Origin of the sequence: uncultured Thermomonas sp. (assembly GCF_937872235.1) — a bacterium.
Classification (GTDB): Bacteria; Pseudomonadota; Gammaproteobacteria; order Xanthomonadales; family Xanthomonadaceae; genus Thermomonas; species Thermomonas beijingensis.
Genome location: NZ_CALMPC010000064.1, coordinates 1 through 15,939 on the forward strand (window position 1 = coordinate 1; position 15,939 = coordinate 15,939).

Sequence of the window (15,939 nt, forward strand, 5' to 3'; positions counted from 1 at the left end):
TCGCAATACATCTACACCATGAACCGCGTGTCCAAGATGGTTCCGCCCAAGCGGCAGATCATCAAGGACATCTCGCTCTCGTTTTTCCCGGGTGCCAAGATCGGCCTGCTGGGCCTGAATGGCTCCGGCAAATCCACCGTGCTGAAAATCATGGCTGGGGTGGACAAGGATTTCGAAGGCGAGGCGCGCCCACAAGCCGGCATCAAGGTGGGCTATCTGGCGCAGGAACCGGAACTCAACCCCGAGCACACGGTGCGGCAAGCGGTGGAAGAAGGCGTGGGCGAAGTGCTGCAGGCGCAGGCCCGGCTGGACGAGGTCTATGCCGCCTACGCCGAGGAGGGCGCCGACTTTGACGCCTTGGCGAAGGAGCAGGAACGCCTGGAAGCCATCCTCGCCGCAGGTGATGCACACACCTTGGAAAATCAGCTGGAAGTGGCCGCCGACGCGCTGCGCCTGCCGCCGTGGGATGCCATCGTTGGCAAGCTGTCCGGTGGTGAAAAACGCCGTGTGGCGCTGTGCCGCCTGCTGCTGCAAAAACCCGACATGCTGCTGCTCGACGAACCCACCAACCACCTCGACGCCGAATCCGTCGAATGGCTGGAACAGTTCCTGCACCGCTATACCGGCACCGTAGTGGCGGTCACCCATGATCGCTACTTCCTCGACAACGCCGCCGAGTGGATTCTGGAACTCGATCGCGGCCGTGGCATTCCGTGGAAGGGCAATTACACCGACTGGCTGACCCAGAAAGACGAGCGCCTGAAGCAGGAAGACAATCAGGAAAAATCGCGCCAAAAAGCCATTCAAAAAGAACTGGAATGGGCGCGGCAAAACGCCAAGGGCGGCCGCAGCAAGGGCAAGGCGCGTTTGGCGCGCCTGGACGAATTGCAAGCCGTCGACTACCAGCGCCGCAACGAGACCAATGAAATCTTCATTCCACCTGGCGAGCGTTTGGGCAACTCGGTGATTGAGTTCAAGGGCGTGTCGAAAACGTTTGGTGACCGCCTGTTGATTGATGATTTGTCGATGATCGTGCCGCCGGGCGCCATCGTTGGCATCATCGGCCCCAACGGTGCCGGCAAATCCACCCTGTTCAAGATGATCACCGGGCAAGAAAAGCCGGATTCGGGCTCGATCAACATCGGCCCCACCGTCAATCTTGCATATGTGGACCAGAGCCGTGGCGCACTGGAAGGCGACCACACCGTGTTTCAGGAAGTGTCGGGCGGGCGCGATATCCTCAATATCAATGGCGTGGAAATCCAGTCCCGCGCCTACATCGGCCGTTTCAACTTCAAGGGCCAGGACCAGCAGAAATTGGTCGGCACGCTCTCCGGGGGTGAGCGTGGCCGCCTGCACATGGCCAAGACCCTGTTGCAGGGCGGTAATGTGCTGCTGCTCGACGAACCGTCGAACGATCTGGACATCGAAACCCTGCGTGCGCTGGAAGATGCGCTGCTGGAATTCCCCGGCAACACCTTCGTCATTTCGCATGACCGCTGGTTCCTCGACCGCATCGCCACCCACATCCTCGCCTTCGAAGGCGACTCGCACGTGGAGTTCTTCCAGGGCAATTACCGCGAATACGAGGAAGACAAGCGCCGCCGCATGGGTGACGACGCCGGCCCGAAGCGCTTGCGGTTCAAGGCGCTGAAGTAATGACCGGACGCCCACGGCAACGTGGGCGTCTTTGCATGCAGGAGCAACCCGCCATGACCTTTATCCAGAAACTGCGCACCCGTTGGCAGCAGGCCGACACCCTGGTCTGCGTGGGCCTTGACCCGGATCCGGCCAAATTCCCGGATTGCTTTGTGGATGACGACGACGCGCTTTTCGCGTTTTGTCGCGACATTGTCGATGCCACCGCGCAATACGCTTGTGCGTTCAAACCGCAAATTGCGTATTTCGCCGCGCACAACCATGGCGAGGCGGCATTGCAGCGCTTGATCGCACATATCAATGCGGAACACCCGGATGTGCCGGTGATCCTGGACGCCAAGCGCGGCGATATCGGCAGCACCGCGCAGCAGTATGCCTGCGAGGCGTTCGAGCGCTTCGGCGCCGATGCGGTAACGCTGAATCCATACATGGGCAAGGATTCCGCGCAACCGTTTCTGGATTACAACGACCGTGGCTGCGTGTTCCTGTGTCACACCTCCAACCCCGGTGCGCGTGATTTCCAGGAACTGCTGATCGATGGCCAGCCGCTGTACCAGCTCATCGCCCGCACCATTGCCGACGAGTGGAACGGCGATGGCAATTGCGCGCTGGTGGTGGGGGCCACCTTCCCGCAAGAACTGAAGGTCATTCGCAACCTCGTCGGTGACATGCCACTGCTGATTCCGGGCATCGGCGCACAGGGCGGTGATGTCGAAGCGGTGGTGAACAATGGCAAGACCGCCGACGGTACCGGGCTGATGATCAATTCCTCACGCGGCATCCTGTACGCCTCGCAAGGCGAAGGCTATGCCGAAGCAGCCGCTGACGCCGCGCGCGAGCTGCGCGATACCATCAATCGTTGGCGTTGATCGTACTCTCACAACCTGCCGGAGCGCGCCCTGCGCGCGACCGTCCTTGGCATGACAGTCGCAGCCATGGGCTGCCCCTACCGGTGTAGCGCGGCGCGCAACACCGCAAACGGGAATCGACCCCAAATCATCGCAAACACCGCCATGCGGGTCACCATCCCGCATTGACTGGCCTCGAACTTGCAAAAATAACGCCACAGTCCACGGTGCTTGTGCCATTCAACAAAGACTGGGCGCGCACGCGAAGACACGCCGCGGACATGCACCACGCGCACCGCATTGGCGCAAACCACCTGCGCGCCGGCTGCACGCACGCGCCGGCATAGATCCAGATCTTCTGCGTGCAGGCGGTAGCCAGCATCAAACCCATCCATCCGTTCGAACACGACACGCGGCAACACCATCAATGCGCCGGACACGGCATCCACCGGTTGCAACGCTTGTGCTGCATCACGCGGCAGGCTGAGATTGCGTGCGCGCGATGAACGCAACATCGCCGCAAATTGCGGATCGCGTCGGCGCGCGGCGGCATCCCACACGCCGTCTTCGTCACACAACGCAGCCCCCACCAAGCCGCCCCCCACTGCACTGGCGGCGGCACGCAAATGCGCCAAGGTGTCGGCCTCCACAAAGCAATCCGGGTTGACGAACGCCAGCCACGGCGCATGGCTAGTGGCGGCACCTTGGTTGCAGGCCACGGCAAACCCGGGATTGTCGGGGTTGGCGATGAAACGCAGACGCGGGTCGGCCAATGCGTGCCGCTGCACGATGTCGAGCGTGCTGTCACTGGAGTTATTGTCAACCACGCGCACCTCGGCAACCCCTTCTGCGGCCCGCAACCGCTGCAGGCAGGGTTCGATCGTGGCTTCGCTGTTGTAGGCCACCACGATGACGGCAATGTCGGCGCGGCTAGCCAGGGTCATGGCGTCACGAACAAATCCGGTTGCGGTGGCACGCGTTCGGCGGCTTGCAATGCTTGTTGCAGCCGCTGCCGCTGTGGCAGCAAGGGGTCGTGCATCAGACAGTCGGCCAGCCGTGCATGCCATGCCGGCCAGCGCACAGCCAATGCGTCAAGATCGCCGGTCTGCGGCGCACTCTCGGCATCACGCAACACGAATGCGTTATCGCACAACACATTGCGCCCACCCAGCCCCGCCATGCGCAGCGATAAATCAATCAACGCCGCATACCAGGACTGATAGCTGACGCCATCCACACCGCCGGCTGCAACGCGCGCCAATCCACGCAGCAATACCGCATGCGCCACCGCCGAGGGCAGCGGCGGGTAGTCGGCAGGCAGATGGGCGCAGGCGTCGGCCAAACGACCAAGGGCATCGGGTAGCACTACGATTTCGCCAATCCGTGGCCACGCCGCGACTTCGCCGGCATTGCACCAGGGGGTTGCCGTGGCGATGGCGGCATCGCTGGCCAAACACGCAGCCAATTGCGTCAGCCAGCCGGGTACCGGGCGTGCATCACTGGCCAGCACCACCACGTCGGCATTGCCACAGGCCTGCAAGGCTTGTTGCAGATGCGCCGCTTCGCCCAAGGGCTGGCTGCGCCGGGTATGCGCGGCTTGCAAGCGCGTTGTGCCCAGCCAATGCCGGATCAACGCAAGCCCGCGTGGGCCGGCTTGCGCATCATCCGCCAGCCACACCCGGGTACCGTGCGGTGTGCCGGCATCCAGTGCTGCCAAACAGCCATCCAACGCGTCCTCATTGGTGCCGACCGGCACCAGGATCACTGGCCAAGACGCGCCCGCTTGGTTCACTTTTTCTTCGGGTTATAGATTGGATCAAGTGCGCGGAAACGACGCCCGTATTCGTCGGTCAAGTTGCGTGCCTCCAGCGGATTGCGCACCACGGTGGGGGTAATCAGCACCACCAGTTCGTCACGTGTCTTGCCGTTATTCTGCTGGCCGAACAGGCCACCGATGATCGGAATCCGGCTCAACCCTGGCACACCCATAGAGCCTTTCTGACTGCCATCGGCAATCAGACCGGCCAGCATGATGGTGTCACCGCTGGGGGCCACTGCACTGGTGGTGACCTTGCTGGTATCGATGCGCACATTGCCTTGAATATCCGCAACGCCAGCCGGCTTGCTGACTTCCTGCACGATATCGAGGAACACCATGCCATCGCGGGTAATCCGCGGGCGCACCTTGAGGATGATGCCGGTGTCCAAATATTGCACTTGGCTATAGGTGCCATTGCTGTTGCCACCGCTCGGATTGAAGCTGACCGACGCAATCGGAATCCTCTGGCCAACATTGAGGGTGGCCTCGCGATTGTTCTGCGCCAATACCGATGGGGAAGACAAGGTGCGCACATCGGTCACACTGTCCAAGGCACTGACGATGGCGGCAGCATTTTTGCCAAGGAAGGTCCAACTGAGCAAGTTGCCACCGCCATTGCTCATCGGATTGATGCCACCGGAATAGCTGCCCCAACTGTTACGCCCGGTCGGATACGGCAGATTGCCGGCGGCATTGGAATTCACCGCATGATCGAAGAACCAGCTCACGCCGTATTGCAAATCGCCCTTCAACGCCACGCTGATGACTTGCGCTTCGATCTGCACTTGCATCGGCATCACATCGAGGCGATCAATGACTTCGCGGATCGACTTCCATTGCGCCGCGCTGGCGCGCACCAGCAGCGAGTTGGTGTCTTCCACGGCCGACACGCCGACTTCGGCACCGCCTACCTTCAGCGTCACCCGGCCATTGCCGCCACGCGACTGCGGCAGGCTGCCGCCTTGGCCAAGCCCAGCCCCACCGGCACCAGTGGATGACAACCCGGAACGGTCGTCGCTGTTGCCATCGCGCAATTCGCTGCCCTGCACGCCCGGCATCAGCGAGGCGTTTGCATCTTCGTTTTGCGATCCCCCTTTGCCACCAAACACTTCCGACAGGCGATCGGCCAGATCGCGCGCCTTGATGTATTTCAATTCGTAGGAGAACAACCGGCCATCGCCGCTGCCACCTTCGATGCGGTCGATCCACTGGTGGATTTCATCCAGATAACTGGGCTGCGCAGTGATCACCATCACCGAATTGGTCGCTTCCAGCGGCATGAACCGGAACATGCCTGCGACCGGAGTCTTGCCCTGTTCACCGAACACGCGCTCCAGGTCTTGCACCACATCGGTGGCTTTGCCCGACTGCAGGGGAAACACACCCACCGACATGCTGGACATCCAGTCCACATCGAACACCTGAATGGTGCGCAGGTAGTTTTCCAGCTCGGCGCGAGTACCGGCAATGGTGATCAGGTTGCGGGCGCCATCCACTGTGACGATCGAGCCTTGGCGTGCGTACGGCTTGAGAATTTTCTCCATCTCGGTAGCCGAGACAAAACGCAATGGCACCACGCGTGATTCAAAACCGCGCGCGGTTGCCGGCGAGCCGGTGCGCAGCGCTGCACCATTTTGCAATGCCTGATCGGCAGTCACGATGTTGTAGCGGCCATCGCTGTACACCATGCGCGCGTTGTTTTGCGCTAATACCTGATCCAACAGACTCAGCGCACCGGCGGCACCGACCGGCTTCTGGGTGGCCACGGTCACCGTCCCCTGCACGCCGGGGGCAATGCTGTAGCTCTGGCCGAGCATGTCACCGAGAATGGCTTTGACCACCGCCTGCAACGATTCACCTTCGAAATTGAAGCTGGCCTGCCCGCTGCTGGCCAGCGAGGGCGGCGGCGCACTGGCGACTTTTTGATTGATGACGCCCCCATTGCCGCGCCGGATCACTGGCTGCGGGCCGTCACTCCCCAATTCCTGCAAGATTTCCTTGCGGACATCGCCGCTGCCAGCATTGGCATCTTGTGCCTGCGCGCTGCGTTGGGTGCGGTGTAACTGCGGCTGCGGGACGCTGGCACAGGCAGCCAATGTGCCGACCAACAGGGAAATCGTTAACGTGCGCGCAGTCATGGGCTGAAACGTCCGGGTCATGGCATGGGTTTGCATCATTCTTTTACCTCCTGCAGTACCGGGCCGGCACTGGCAGGTGCATGGGTAATGCTGGTTGTGGAGTTGGCTGGCGCACGCGGTGGCGGGGCCGGATTGTGTTGTTGCAATTGCGCGCGGCGGGCTTCGATGCGCTTGCGAATTTCATCAATGCGACGGGATTCATCTGGCGTCGGTGGCGGCAGCGGCGGGCCGGCCGCCGCGGCATCAGCCGCAGCTGATGCAGCTTCCGCAGCGACCTTGGTTGCACCTGCCGGTGTCCCGGCGACACCAAAAGTGCGCAGATCCAGCGTCATTTGCCCGCCCGGTCCTTCGAAAATTGCGCGGCGTGGCTGTACTTCCTGCAAGCGCCAGCCTGCGGCACCATCCGGCGCACTCCCCACCCGCACCCGCTGCGAGTTGCCGCCGCCGCTGGGCTGCAAGATAGCCAACTGCACACTGGGGCTGATCAATACCCCGGTAAGGATGAAGTTCATCGAACTATTGGCCCCTGCTTCGCCCTCGTCGGGGGCGGTGGCCAAGAATGCCCGCGGCTTGCGATCTTCGGTAAACAGCGGCCGCGACGCCGCCTCATCGTATTGCGCCATTGGCCCGATCCGATCCGGCACCATTGCCGCGGGTGATGGCAAGGCCTCCGCCGGCAACGGCGGCAGCTCGCCCGTGCGCCCACCCAAGCCCAGCATGCTTCCCAGCCAAAACAACAGCGCCCAGCCGCACACCGCAGCCAGCACCCACGTCAATGGCCCGGCCCGCAGGAAGCGCTGCAGCCCGCCTTGCTCAACGGCCATGTGCACCTCCAGGACCGGGGCGCAGATAGCCGTACAAGTTGAAGTTCACATCCAGCCCACCTTCCTGCGGTTGCCCGCTTCCGGGCACTGCGAAATAGCGTTGCGCGGTAATCGATAGGCTGTCGATGAACAAATACGGGCGCGCTGATTGCAAGGCGTGCAGCACCGCCAAGGTTTCCGCATTGCCGCAGCGCAGGCGCACTTGCACGGTGACTCGACGGTAGCGCCCACTCTGCGCCTCATCGCCCAAGGGGGTGCGGTTGACCAGCGCACAACCCCGGCTGCCCGGGCTGGTCTCGCTGACCACTTGCTCCAATTGCTGGATCAAGCCGGCGGTCGCCAGCTCAGCGGTGGGTTCGACCAAAAACCCGGAACCACCGCCACGGGCGGCCAGTGCGGCCAAGCGTTGTTCAACCAGGTTTTTTTGCCCCAGCAGGCTGCGCAGGCGCGCATCGCGGGTCTGCAACTGGGTGAGCTCGGCATTGACTTGCTGCAGCGGCTGGCCAAACAACGGCGATACCAGCAACAACCAAAGCAATCCCAACACCACCAGCAACAAGGCCAGTGCCAACCAACGATCACGCCTGGCGGGAATGAGCGGACTCATCGCGGCTCTCCTGCGGTGGATGTGGCGGCAGGACTGGATGCGGCTGCCGGAAGTTTCCCGGCCAGCTGCGCCACCAACGTAAAGCGATCCATGCGCGTGCGCGGATCCTGCTGCAGCGCGCCGCTCAGTGCTGGCGTTGTCCATTGCGGCGCGCCTTCCAGCTTGCCTACCAGTGCAGCGGCCTGGCTGGACAAGCCGATGACGTTGAGTTGATCGCCGTCGATCGACAATTTCTCCAAATAAGTGCCATCGGGCAGGCGCTGCGCCAGTGCCTGCATCACCTCCACTACCGGCGGGCGATCATTGCGCTGGGCACGCAGATAGGTCTCACCCTCCACCGTATCCAGCAGTCGTTGACGTTCGCTGGAAATGGCACGCGCCTGCGTCTCGCGCGCTTGCATCTGGGTTTTCAAGGTGGCGGCAGCGGCGCGCCGGTTGTCCAGCAATTGCGCCATTCCCAGCACTATCGCCAACAACGCCACAGCGGCCAGCCCCAGATTCCACCAACGCCAGCTGTCGTGCTGCTTGCCACGCGATGCCGGTGGCAGCACGTTGACCCCCAATGGCTGCCCATTTGAGGTGATTAAATCCACTCCGGCCAAACCCTGTGCCATGCCGCCCAGGCGCGCGCAGGTCGCCTCAAACTGGGTGCGTGGCAACACCACCAGCTCAACGTGCAACTGGCCATCGTCCCGAATTTGCAACAGGCGCCCGGCAAACAGGACATCGGTCGCTGCGAACGGCGTTTGCCGCTCAATTTCAAAGCTCAAGACTTCACGCAACCGCTCGCGGGCGGCGGCCGGTAGCACCAGGCTTCGCCGCAACCCGGCAGTGTCCGGCAACTGCAGCCAGCGCGGCAGATCACGCGCACGTTCATGCAACACCCGCTGCAAGGGATCGCTTCCGGCTGGGAGTGGCAAGGGCAAGCTCGCCAATTCCCGTGGACCCGCGTCTCCTTGCAGCAGTAGGCGCACGTCATCACCCTGCGGCTGCAGCCACAGACGTTCGTCACCGGCCACCACGATGCGGCGCAGCGACGCCGGCAACCATGCGGCAAGACTGTGCCCCCACCAAGTCAGCAGCCCGCGCAGCCCCGAACCGGACTGTGCAAGCAGCGCCCCCCTTGCCTGTTGTGCGCTCACTGCGTGACTCCCCCCGCCTGCCAGTGCAGCGTTGTGTATGTCGAACCCGGCAATCCACTGCCCCCCATTCTGAGCACCACCGAAAGACGCGCGCTGCGCCCATCGGTGAGCCGGGCACGGCTATCAATACTATACGTGCCGCTGCCAGGTAACGGGGGCGCTGCCGGGTCGATGGGCGCGGCTTTTTCCGGCAGACCCATCGCCTTGCGCACCACCGCATCGGCAAAATTGGCATCCGGTGCAGCCTGCCCGGTGTAAATCGTCAAATGCGGCGCCGCAGCGGCATACAACGCCGGGCGCATCCCCAACACCTGTTCCAGTTCAGCCACCGATTCAAACGGCGCATCTTTGGCCCCCCAGGTCAGCCCGGCGCCCAGATAGTCAGCGTCTTCGGCACCGCCGCCGGGCTGGGTCAAACTATCCGGATCGCGCCAATCGATCACCGCACCCGCCAGCCGGTCGGCTGACTCGCGCGGCTCACCTACGACTTGCAATAAATGACTGATGAGATCAAGTGATGCGCCATTGAGGTCGATCTTTGCCGCCTCATCGCGCACCGTAATAGTTACTGGAATGCCTTGAAAATCAATCTTGTAGGCACGTCCATCCACCGCCCAGCGCCGTGCAGGGTCTTGTTCCAACATGCGTGCAGCGGCGTATTCCACCCCCGCCCGTGCCGCTTCACGCGCCACCAAGGTACGCGCAACGCCATTGCCCTGCAGCGACTCCACCCGTGCCGTCAGCGCATACCCAGCCACCAATCCTGCCAGCAGCAAGACCAGCCACAACACCATCAACAGCGCAGCACCGCGCATCGTCGCGTGTCCGGCCATCAGGATTTGCTCCGACCACCGGCCAGATAACTGCCAGCCTGCGGCAGCGACACCACCAGCTCGGGCCAATCGCCTTGCGCATCAGCAAGCCGCACACGCACCTGCATCGGTAGTGCTTCCGGGTTTTCCCATTGTGGCTGCCACGGCCCCAGCTTGCCATCGTCACCCAAGCTTCTGTAGGCAAATTCGACCCGGGTCAGGCCATCGACCAGTGCTTCGGGCGGGCGCGTGGGCGCTCGCGCTTGCGCGGCTTGCACCAACCGGAACAGCACCTCCAATGCTTGCGTGCCGTTACCTGTATCGCGCAGTTGCAAGTCGTGCAGATGCGGCCCGCCACGGCCCAAATAATCCGGCAGATCCGCGACAAACCGCACCGCCTTGGCCTCGCCCACAAACCGCAGCGAACGCCCGCTTTGCTGATCGAATGCAAACACGATGCCCTGCGCACCACCGATGCGCTGCCGCAAGAACTCGGACACCGCACGCATGCGTTCATTGCGTTGGCTGACCAGTTCGCCGCGCGCCACCGTCGCCCCGGCGGCGCGCACCACACCAAACCCCAAGGCCAATGCGGCAGCCAGCAAAGTCACCGCCAGCAGGACTTCCAGCAAGGTAAAGCCATGTGCGTGCCGGCTCACTGGCCAGGCTCCAACTTGGGCGGCAACACCAGCCGCAACGACGCTACATGCAGCTGCTGCTGCGGCCCGCCATCACCCCATTGCATATCCAGTTGCACATGCAGCAAACGCGCTGCGAACGGATCTTGCGGGGTAGCGCGCGGGCGCGGTTGCGGGTCTTGCCAAGGGGTCACGGCCAACTGCCAGTGGTAGCGCCCGTTTTCCAATTCACCTTGCTGCTGCAGTGGCGCCTGCAACAACACCAGCCGCTCCTCCAGCAACGACTGCGCCAGTAATCCCGCACGCCCTGCATCGCCACCTTGACGTACTTGCCGGCTGGCCCCCGACAAGGTGCCTAATAGCAACGTCAGGGCCAGCGCCAACACCGCAAACGCCACCAAAATTTCGATCAAGGTAAACCCCGTTTGAGCGCGCCGCATCATGGCGCAGACCCCACCCGTTGCAACTGCACTTCGCCGGTCAACCAACGCACATCGACATCCCAGCCTGCGCCGTTGGCCTGCAAGCGCAAGCGGCCGCCGGTAGCCGCACCATCCGGAAAAAACCGCACCGCACCGAGTGGTGCGGCAGGGTTGTCCGTGATCCCCAATTGCGCGGCGCGCGCGCCGGTGAATACGACCTCGCCACCACTGGGCAATTGTCCGTGCCGGTCCTTGGCGGCGCGCCAGGTGCGGGCGGTTGGGTCGATGATCACATCCTGTGGTTGGCCGCTGGCAATCGCCAAGGCGCGTGAAAACCGCATCTGCGCGGCCACCTCCTTGGCCGCCGAACGCAACTCGATACCGCGCAGGCCGCCACTGAATGCTGCCATTGCCAGCAGCGTGGCAGCGGCAATCAATACCAGCACCAGCAGCATTTCCAGCAATGAAAAGCCGGGCACGGGCAATTGCGGGCGCATGCTCACTCGCATACTTGCGCAGGCAGGCTTAGTCGAACTTGAGGTCGGCGTTCACGCTATCGCCGCCCGGCTTGCCGTCGGCGCCATAGCTGACCAAATCAAACGGCCTACCTTCCCCCGGCACCTTGTACAGCATCGGATGCATCCAGGCATCGTTCAAATCTGCAGTTTTGGCATACGGCCCCAACCAGCCCTGGGTGCCCCCCGGTGCGGTCACCAACGCATCCAGCGTGGGCGGCAGTGCGCCGGTATCCATTTTGTACTGGTCAATTTTCTCGGCCAAGGTTTGCAATTGTGCCTGGGTCAATTTGACCTTGGCACGATCACCACCCCCCAAGATGCGTGAGGCGGCAAACGCCACGATGCCGCCAATCAGCACCACCACCACGATGATTTCGATGAGCGAAAATCCGCGCTGTGCGGCTTTCGACATCGATCCTGAAAATTGACGCTTGCGCATAGTAACAATCCGCGAAATGTGAAGTTGCGTAACCAGGCAGCATCCGACATGGATGCCGAACGAATTTGAAGTTTAGCGGCCTCAGCCCACCACATTGGTGAGATCGTAGATGGGCGTCAGCACCGACAAGATCACCACGCCCACCACCACCGCCAACACCAAGGTCACTGCCGGCACCAAAGCCGCCAGCAGACGATCCATCGCCACCGACGTTTCCTGTTCGAACGTATCTGCGGTTTTGAGCAGCATGCTGTCCAGCGCGCCGGACTCTTCGCCCACTTGCATCATCTGCAGCGCCAACCGCGGAAATCGCTTGCCCTTGCTCAGTGCCGCCGACAATCCAATGCCGTTTTTGACCTCAGCCGCCGCTGCATCCACATCCGCCGCCAGCACGCGATTGTCCAACACGTTGCGGGCAATGCCCAATGCCGCCAACAGCGGGACACCATTGCGCAACAAGGTGCCCAAGGTGCGCGCCAAGCGTGCGGTGTCCAGCTTGGCCACCAACGGCCCGGCCAATTTTTGCCGCAGCAGCCAACCATCACACTTGAGCATGAATGCCGGATCACGGCGCTTGCGATCCAGCCACAACAGCATGAGCAGTGGTAGCGCCAAAATCACCACCCACCAATGCCGCACCAGCATGCCCAAGCCCAGCACCGCCTGCGAAAACCACGGCAACTTGGCATCCAGGCTTTCATACATCGCGGCAAATTGCGGCACCACATAGCCCAGCAAAAACAGCAGCGACAGCCCTACCATCAACAACAAAATGGCCGGATACACCAAGGCATTGATCACCCGTCCGCGCAGCGCACTGGCGCGCTCCAGATAGTCGGCCAAGCGCTGCAAGGTGTCGTGCAAACTGCCACCGGCTTCGCCTGCACGCACCATATTCACGTACAACCGCCCAAACGTGCCGTGCTGCCGCTCCAGCGCCGCCGACAACGATGCGCCACCGCGCACCGCATCACGAATATCGGTAATCGTACGTTTGGCGGCGGCATCCTCCGGCAGCTCCAGCAAAATTGCCAAAGCCCGATCCAGCGGCTGCCCGGCGCCCAGCAAGGTGGCCAACTGCTGCGTGAATTGCACCAGTTTTTGCCCCGCAAATGGTGCAGGTTTGAACAACCCACGCCACGCCGACGCCCCCCCGCTGCCACTGGCCAGCGCGGCCTCCACCGGCAGATGGCCCTGCTCTTGCAGGCGTGCCGCCACCTCGGCATCACTGGCGGCCTCCATCTGGCCATCCAGCAGTTCACCGCGCACGTTGAAGGCTTTGTAGCGGTACAGGGCCATGACCTTACGCGTCCTCAGTCACACGCAGCACCTCTTCGATGGTGGTTTCGCCGCGCAGGGCTTTGGCGATGCCCACTTCGTACATCGTGCTCATGCCGCCTTGCCGCGCCAGACGCTCGATTTCATCCATGCCGGCATGCCGCATCACCGCACGCCGCACTTCGTCGTCCATCACCAGCAATTCCATGATGGTGGTGCGGCCCAGATAGCCAGTGGGGGACAGTGGCGAGGGCACCGCGCGATACAGGAAAATATCGCCTTGCGGCTGGAATCGGCGCAAGCCGAATTTTTCGATTTCCTCGGGCGATGCCGGATATTTTTCGGCATGGGTGGGCTCAAGCCTGCGCACCAGGCGCTGCGCCAAAATGCCGTTGACGGTGGAGGTCAACAGATAGTCTTCCACACCCATATCCAGCAATCGCGTGATGCCGCCGGCGGCGTTGTTGGTGTGCAAGGTGGACAGCACCAAATGCCCGGTCAGGGCGGACTGGATGGCGATGCGTGCGGTTTCCAGATCACGCATTTCACCGATCATGATGATATCGGGGTCTTGCCGCACGATGCTGCGCAGAGCGTTGGCAAAATCCAGTCCAATGGCGGGCTTGGCTTGAATTTGATTGATACCGTCGATCTGGTATTCCACCGGGTCTTCGACCGTAATGATTTTGACCTTGGGTGTATTGAGTTTGGACAGCGCGGTGTACAGCGTGGTGGTTTTGCCGGAACCCGTGGGACCGGTGACCAGCAAGATGCCGTGCGGCTGTTCCAGCACTTTCTGGAAGCGCGGCATGAAGTGTTCGCCAAACCCCAGTTTGGCAAAATCCAGCACCACGGTTTCGCGATCCAGCAACCGCATCACCACCGATTCGCCATGCGCAGTGGGAATGCTGGACACACGCAGATCCAATTCCTTGCCCTGCACCCGCGCCATGATGCGCCCGTCCTGCGGCAGCCGGCGCTCGGCAATGTTGAGCTTGGCCATGATCTTGATGCGGCTGATGATGGCGGCGGTCAGGTTCAGCGGCGGGCTTTCGCCTTCTTCCAACACCCCGTCGATGCGGTAACGCACTTTCAAGCGCGTCTCGAAGGGCTCGATATGGATGTCGGATGCGCGCATTTCCACCGCCCGCTGGATGATCAGATTCACCAACCGAATGACCGGTGCTTCCGAAGCCAGATCGCGCAGGTGTTCAACATCATCGAAATGTTCCTCACCTTCGGCACGCTCGACGATGCCTTCCATCGCACTGCGGCCTTGCCCGTACCAGCGCTCGATCAGCTCATCAATTTCCGAACGCAACGCCACCGCCGGGCGCAGTGGCCGCCCCAGCGCCAAACGCAGCGCGTCCTGCACATACGCATCTTGCGGGTCGGCCAGCAGCACATCCACGCCGGCGGCATCGGCAGCCACCGCCACTGCATGAAATTGCTTCATGAACTTGAAGCCCAGCGTCACCTCCTCGGGTGGCAACTCGGGCACCTCTTTTGCACTGCGCAGCGGCAGCACCAGCTCAGCGGCGCAGGCCTCGGCATGGTCGCGCTCGGACACCAACCCCAGCCGCCCCAGCAGCACCAGCAAATCGCCACCGTCTTGGTCTTGCAGCTTGCGCGCACTGGCCAGATCGGTGTCTTTCAGTTTGCCGCGCTGCAACAGCAGCGCCACAACGCGCTCGTCGGCAGATGGCGTAGGATCGGACAGAACAGCATTCATGCGGGCTTGGTGGCTAGCGGACGGCAAGCAAGAGCGTAACAGGGCGACCGCCGAGACGCGATGGGCACGGGCATCGGACGGACATCCAATCCCGGTGTCCGCTTTGTTCCCCGTTTTGCGCTGTTACACAACAGATGCACCCAATGCGGGTGCCTAACCAAGTGAGAGATGCCAACAATGAAAACGCAAATGACAACACTGGCGTTGGCGGTACTGGGGGGGTTGGGGGCAATGGCGATGCCGGCCGTCAGCCATGCGGGAAATGTGGGGTACTACGGGGACAATTGCTACAACGTCAATCCCGCCTCCATCATCACCGCGGCTGGCCATACGCCAGTTGCCGTCGCATCTCTGGATGCGCCCTCGCTGGCGGGGCTACAAGGCTTGTTCATCAACGGCTGCTATTTCGCAACCAATGCGGCGGTGGACAGCGCCGTAAACAGCGGCATGGTACTGATCTGGCATGACCCCAACTGGGGCGGCCAAGGCAGCAAATCCTTGCCTGGCGGGCAGACCGTACCCTACTCATATAACGGTGGAAATCGATACCAGATCGATTTCCCGTCAGGCTCCCCAATCACCGCAGGCCCTGGTGGCGCGATCAACAATGCCTCGCTGGATAATGGCAGCTCATCCAATCACGGCTATGTCGATGCAGGGTCTCTGCCCGCTGGCTCGCAAATCCTGGCGACACAGGACACCGCAAGCTATGTCACCACCTTTGCCTACAACACCGGTGCCGGCAAAGTGGTGTTCTCCACAATTCCACTCACCTGTTACTTCGCCGCTGGCCCTTGCTCCGGGAATGCCGCGAGTCCCGGCATGCAAGCCTACGCCACCAATCTGATCGCTTGGGCCATCCCTGGCGGCATGGTCACCACCTGCGCCAGCTCCGGCTACACCGGCACGCAATTGTTGTGGTGCGTCAAGATCTGCGAAAGCGGTCTGACCGGCAAGGCACTGGATGACTGGATCCATCGCTGGATCCGCCAGTACCGCCAGCTGCCGTATTGCGCGGCGGGCGGCAACCCGCCACCGGTCTAAGCGGGAATAGCCACGCAGT

General features: G+C 62.2%; 16 protein-coding genes. 3 read left to right on the top strand and 13 right to left on the bottom strand.

Annotation, left to right across the window (positions count from 1 at the left end; genetic code table 11):
• Together ettA and pyrF are read left to right on the top strand one after the other, a co-directional pair.
• Positions 1-1,659: energy-dependent translational throttle protein EttA (gene ettA / locus QWB57_RS05665; protein WP_288968690.1), on the top strand; the 1,659-nt coding region annotated here is incomplete at its 5' end.
• A 53-nt stretch (positions 1,660-1,712) separates the two neighbouring features.
• On the top strand, positions 1,713-2,528 hold the full coding sequence (gene pyrF, locus QWB57_RS05670; protein WP_288968692.1) for an orotidine-5'-phosphate decarboxylase: 816 nt from the start codon (positions 1,713-1,715) through the stop codon (positions 2,526-2,528).
• 77 nt (positions 2,529-2,605) lie between these two features.
• Here pyrF and QWB57_RS05675 read toward each other — a convergent pair whose 3' ends face one another.
• The 13 genes from QWB57_RS05675 to gspE all read right to left on the bottom strand — a co-directional run bounded on the left by QWB57_RS05675 (position 2,606) and on the right by gspE (position 14,876).
• The gene (locus tag QWB57_RS05675) at positions 2,606-3,451 is read right to left on the bottom strand and encodes a glycosyltransferase family 2 protein (RefSeq protein ID WP_288968694.1); all 846 of its coding nucleotides are present in this window, start codon (positions 3,449-3,451) and stop codon (positions 2,606-2,608) included.
• The gene (locus QWB57_RS05680) at positions 3,448-4,299 is read right to left on the bottom strand and encodes a glycosyltransferase family A protein (protein ID WP_288968695.1); all 852 of its coding nucleotides are present in this window, start codon (positions 4,297-4,299) and stop codon (positions 3,448-3,450) included. The genes QWB57_RS05675 and QWB57_RS05680 overlap by 4 nt, the downstream gene beginning before the upstream one ends.
• The gene (gene gspD / locus QWB57_RS05685) at positions 4,296-6,464 is read right to left on the bottom strand and encodes a type II secretion system secretin GspD (protein WP_223627678.1); all 2,169 of its coding nucleotides are present in this window, start codon (positions 6,462-6,464) and stop codon (positions 4,296-4,298) included. The genes QWB57_RS05680 and gspD overlap by 4 nt, the downstream gene beginning before the upstream one ends.
• 35 nt (positions 6,465-6,499) lie before the next feature.
• A complete protein-coding gene (locus QWB57_RS05690; protein WP_288968696.1) occupies positions 6,500-7,288 on the bottom strand; it encodes a hypothetical protein in 789 nt (262 codons plus the stop codon).
• Positions 7,278-7,895, bottom strand: a complete 618-nt coding sequence (gene gspM, locus QWB57_RS05695; RefSeq protein ID WP_223625747.1) for a type II secretion system protein GspM — start codon at positions 7,893-7,895, stop codon at positions 7,278-7,280. The genes QWB57_RS05690 and gspM overlap by 11 nt, the downstream gene beginning before the upstream one ends.
• Positions 7,892-9,037, bottom strand: a complete 1,146-nt coding sequence (locus QWB57_RS05700; RefSeq protein WP_223625744.1) for a PilN domain-containing protein — start codon at positions 9,035-9,037, stop codon at positions 7,892-7,894. Before QWB57_RS05700 ends, gspM begins: the two co-directional genes overlap by 4 nt.
• Positions 9,034-9,870, bottom strand: a complete 837-nt coding sequence (locus QWB57_RS05705; protein ID WP_223625741.1) for a type II secretion system protein GspK — start codon at positions 9,868-9,870, stop codon at positions 9,034-9,036. The genes QWB57_RS05700 and QWB57_RS05705 overlap by 4 nt, the downstream gene beginning before the upstream one ends.
• Complete coding sequence (locus tag QWB57_RS05710) at positions 9,870-10,508, bottom strand: prepilin-type N-terminal cleavage/methylation domain-containing protein (protein ID WP_288968700.1); 639 nt, start codon at positions 10,506-10,508, stop codon at positions 9,870-9,872. Before QWB57_RS05710 ends, QWB57_RS05705 begins: the two co-directional genes overlap by 1 nt.
• Entirely contained in the window at positions 10,505-10,927 is a 423-nt protein-coding gene (locus tag QWB57_RS05715; RefSeq protein ID WP_288968708.1) for a prepilin-type N-terminal cleavage/methylation domain-containing protein, read from the bottom strand. Before QWB57_RS05715 ends, QWB57_RS05710 begins: the two co-directional genes overlap by 4 nt.
• Positions 10,927-11,406 carry a GspH/FimT family protein gene (locus tag QWB57_RS05720; RefSeq protein ID WP_288968702.1) on the bottom strand — a complete coding sequence of 160 codons (480 nt, stop codon included), beginning with the start codon at positions 11,404-11,406 and terminating at the stop codon, positions 10,927-10,929. Before QWB57_RS05720 ends, QWB57_RS05715 begins: the two co-directional genes overlap by 1 nt.
• Before the next feature lie 28 nt (positions 11,407-11,434).
• Positions 11,435-11,866, bottom strand: a complete 432-nt coding sequence (gene gspG, locus QWB57_RS05725) for a type II secretion system major pseudopilin GspG (RefSeq protein ID WP_288968703.1) — start codon at positions 11,864-11,866, stop codon at positions 11,435-11,437.
• A gap of 81 nt (positions 11,867-11,947) precedes the next feature.
• Complete coding sequence (locus QWB57_RS05730; RefSeq protein ID WP_223625726.1) at positions 11,948-13,165, bottom strand: type II secretion system F family protein; 1,218 nt, start codon at positions 13,163-13,165, stop codon at positions 11,948-11,950.
• Between the two features lie 4 nt (positions 13,166-13,169).
• A complete protein-coding gene (gspE, locus tag QWB57_RS05735; protein WP_288968705.1) occupies positions 13,170-14,876 on the bottom strand; it encodes a type II secretion system ATPase GspE in 1,707 nt (568 codons plus the stop codon).
• Positions 14,877-15,065: 189 nt separating this feature from the next.
• Between gspE and QWB57_RS05740 the strand changes: the two genes are divergently transcribed.
• Positions 15,066-15,920, top strand: a complete 855-nt coding sequence (locus tag QWB57_RS05740) for a hypothetical protein (RefSeq protein WP_288968707.1) — start codon at positions 15,066-15,068, stop codon at positions 15,918-15,920.
• Positions 15,921-15,939 lie beyond the last annotated feature (19 nt).

What these genes read in the sequence shown, in the direction of transcription:
- pyrF (WP_288968692.1), top strand. Translation starts at nt 1,713, where the DNA reads ATGACCTTTATCCAGAAACTGCGCACCCGTTGGCAGCAGGCCGACACC.
- QWB57_RS05675 (WP_288968694.1), bottom strand. Translation starts at nt 3,451, where the DNA reads ATGACCCTGGCTAGCCGCGCCGACATTGCCGTCATCGTGGTGGCCTAC.
- gspD (WP_223627678.1), bottom strand. Translation starts at nt 6,464, where the DNA reads ATGACTGCGCGCACGTTAACGATTTCCCTGTTGGTCGGCACATTGGCT.
- QWB57_RS05690 (WP_288968696.1), bottom strand. Translation starts at nt 7,288, where the DNA reads ATGGCCGTTGAGCAAGGCGGGCTGCAGCGCTTCCTGCGGGCCGGGCCA.
- gspM (WP_223625747.1), bottom strand. Translation starts at nt 7,895, where the DNA reads ATGAGTCCGCTCATTCCCGCCAGGCGTGATCGTTGGTTGGCACTGGCC.
- QWB57_RS05705 (WP_223625741.1), bottom strand. Translation starts at nt 9,870, where the DNA reads ATGGCCGGACACGCGACGATGCGCGGTGCTGCGCTGTTGATGGTGTTG.
- QWB57_RS05715 (WP_288968708.1), bottom strand. Translation starts at nt 10,927, where the DNA reads ATGCGGCGCGCTCAAACGGGGTTTACCTTGATCGAAATTTTGGTGGCG.
- QWB57_RS05720 (WP_288968702.1), bottom strand. Translation starts at nt 11,406, where the DNA reads ATGCGCCCGCAATTGCCCGTGCCCGGCTTTTCATTGCTGGAAATGCTG.
- gspG (WP_288968703.1), bottom strand. Translation starts at nt 11,866, where the DNA reads ATGCGCAAGCGTCAATTTTCAGGATCGATGTCGAAAGCCGCACAGCGC.
- QWB57_RS05730 (WP_223625726.1), bottom strand. Translation starts at nt 13,165, where the DNA reads ATGGCCCTGTACCGCTACAAAGCCTTCAACGTGCGCGGTGAACTGCTG.
- gspE (WP_288968705.1), bottom strand. Translation starts at nt 14,876, where the DNA reads ATGAATGCTGTTCTGTCCGATCCTACGCCATCTGCCGACGAGCGCGTT.
- QWB57_RS05740 (WP_288968707.1), top strand. Translation starts at nt 15,066, where the DNA reads ATGACAACACTGGCGTTGGCGGTACTGGGGGGGTTGGGGGCAATGGCG.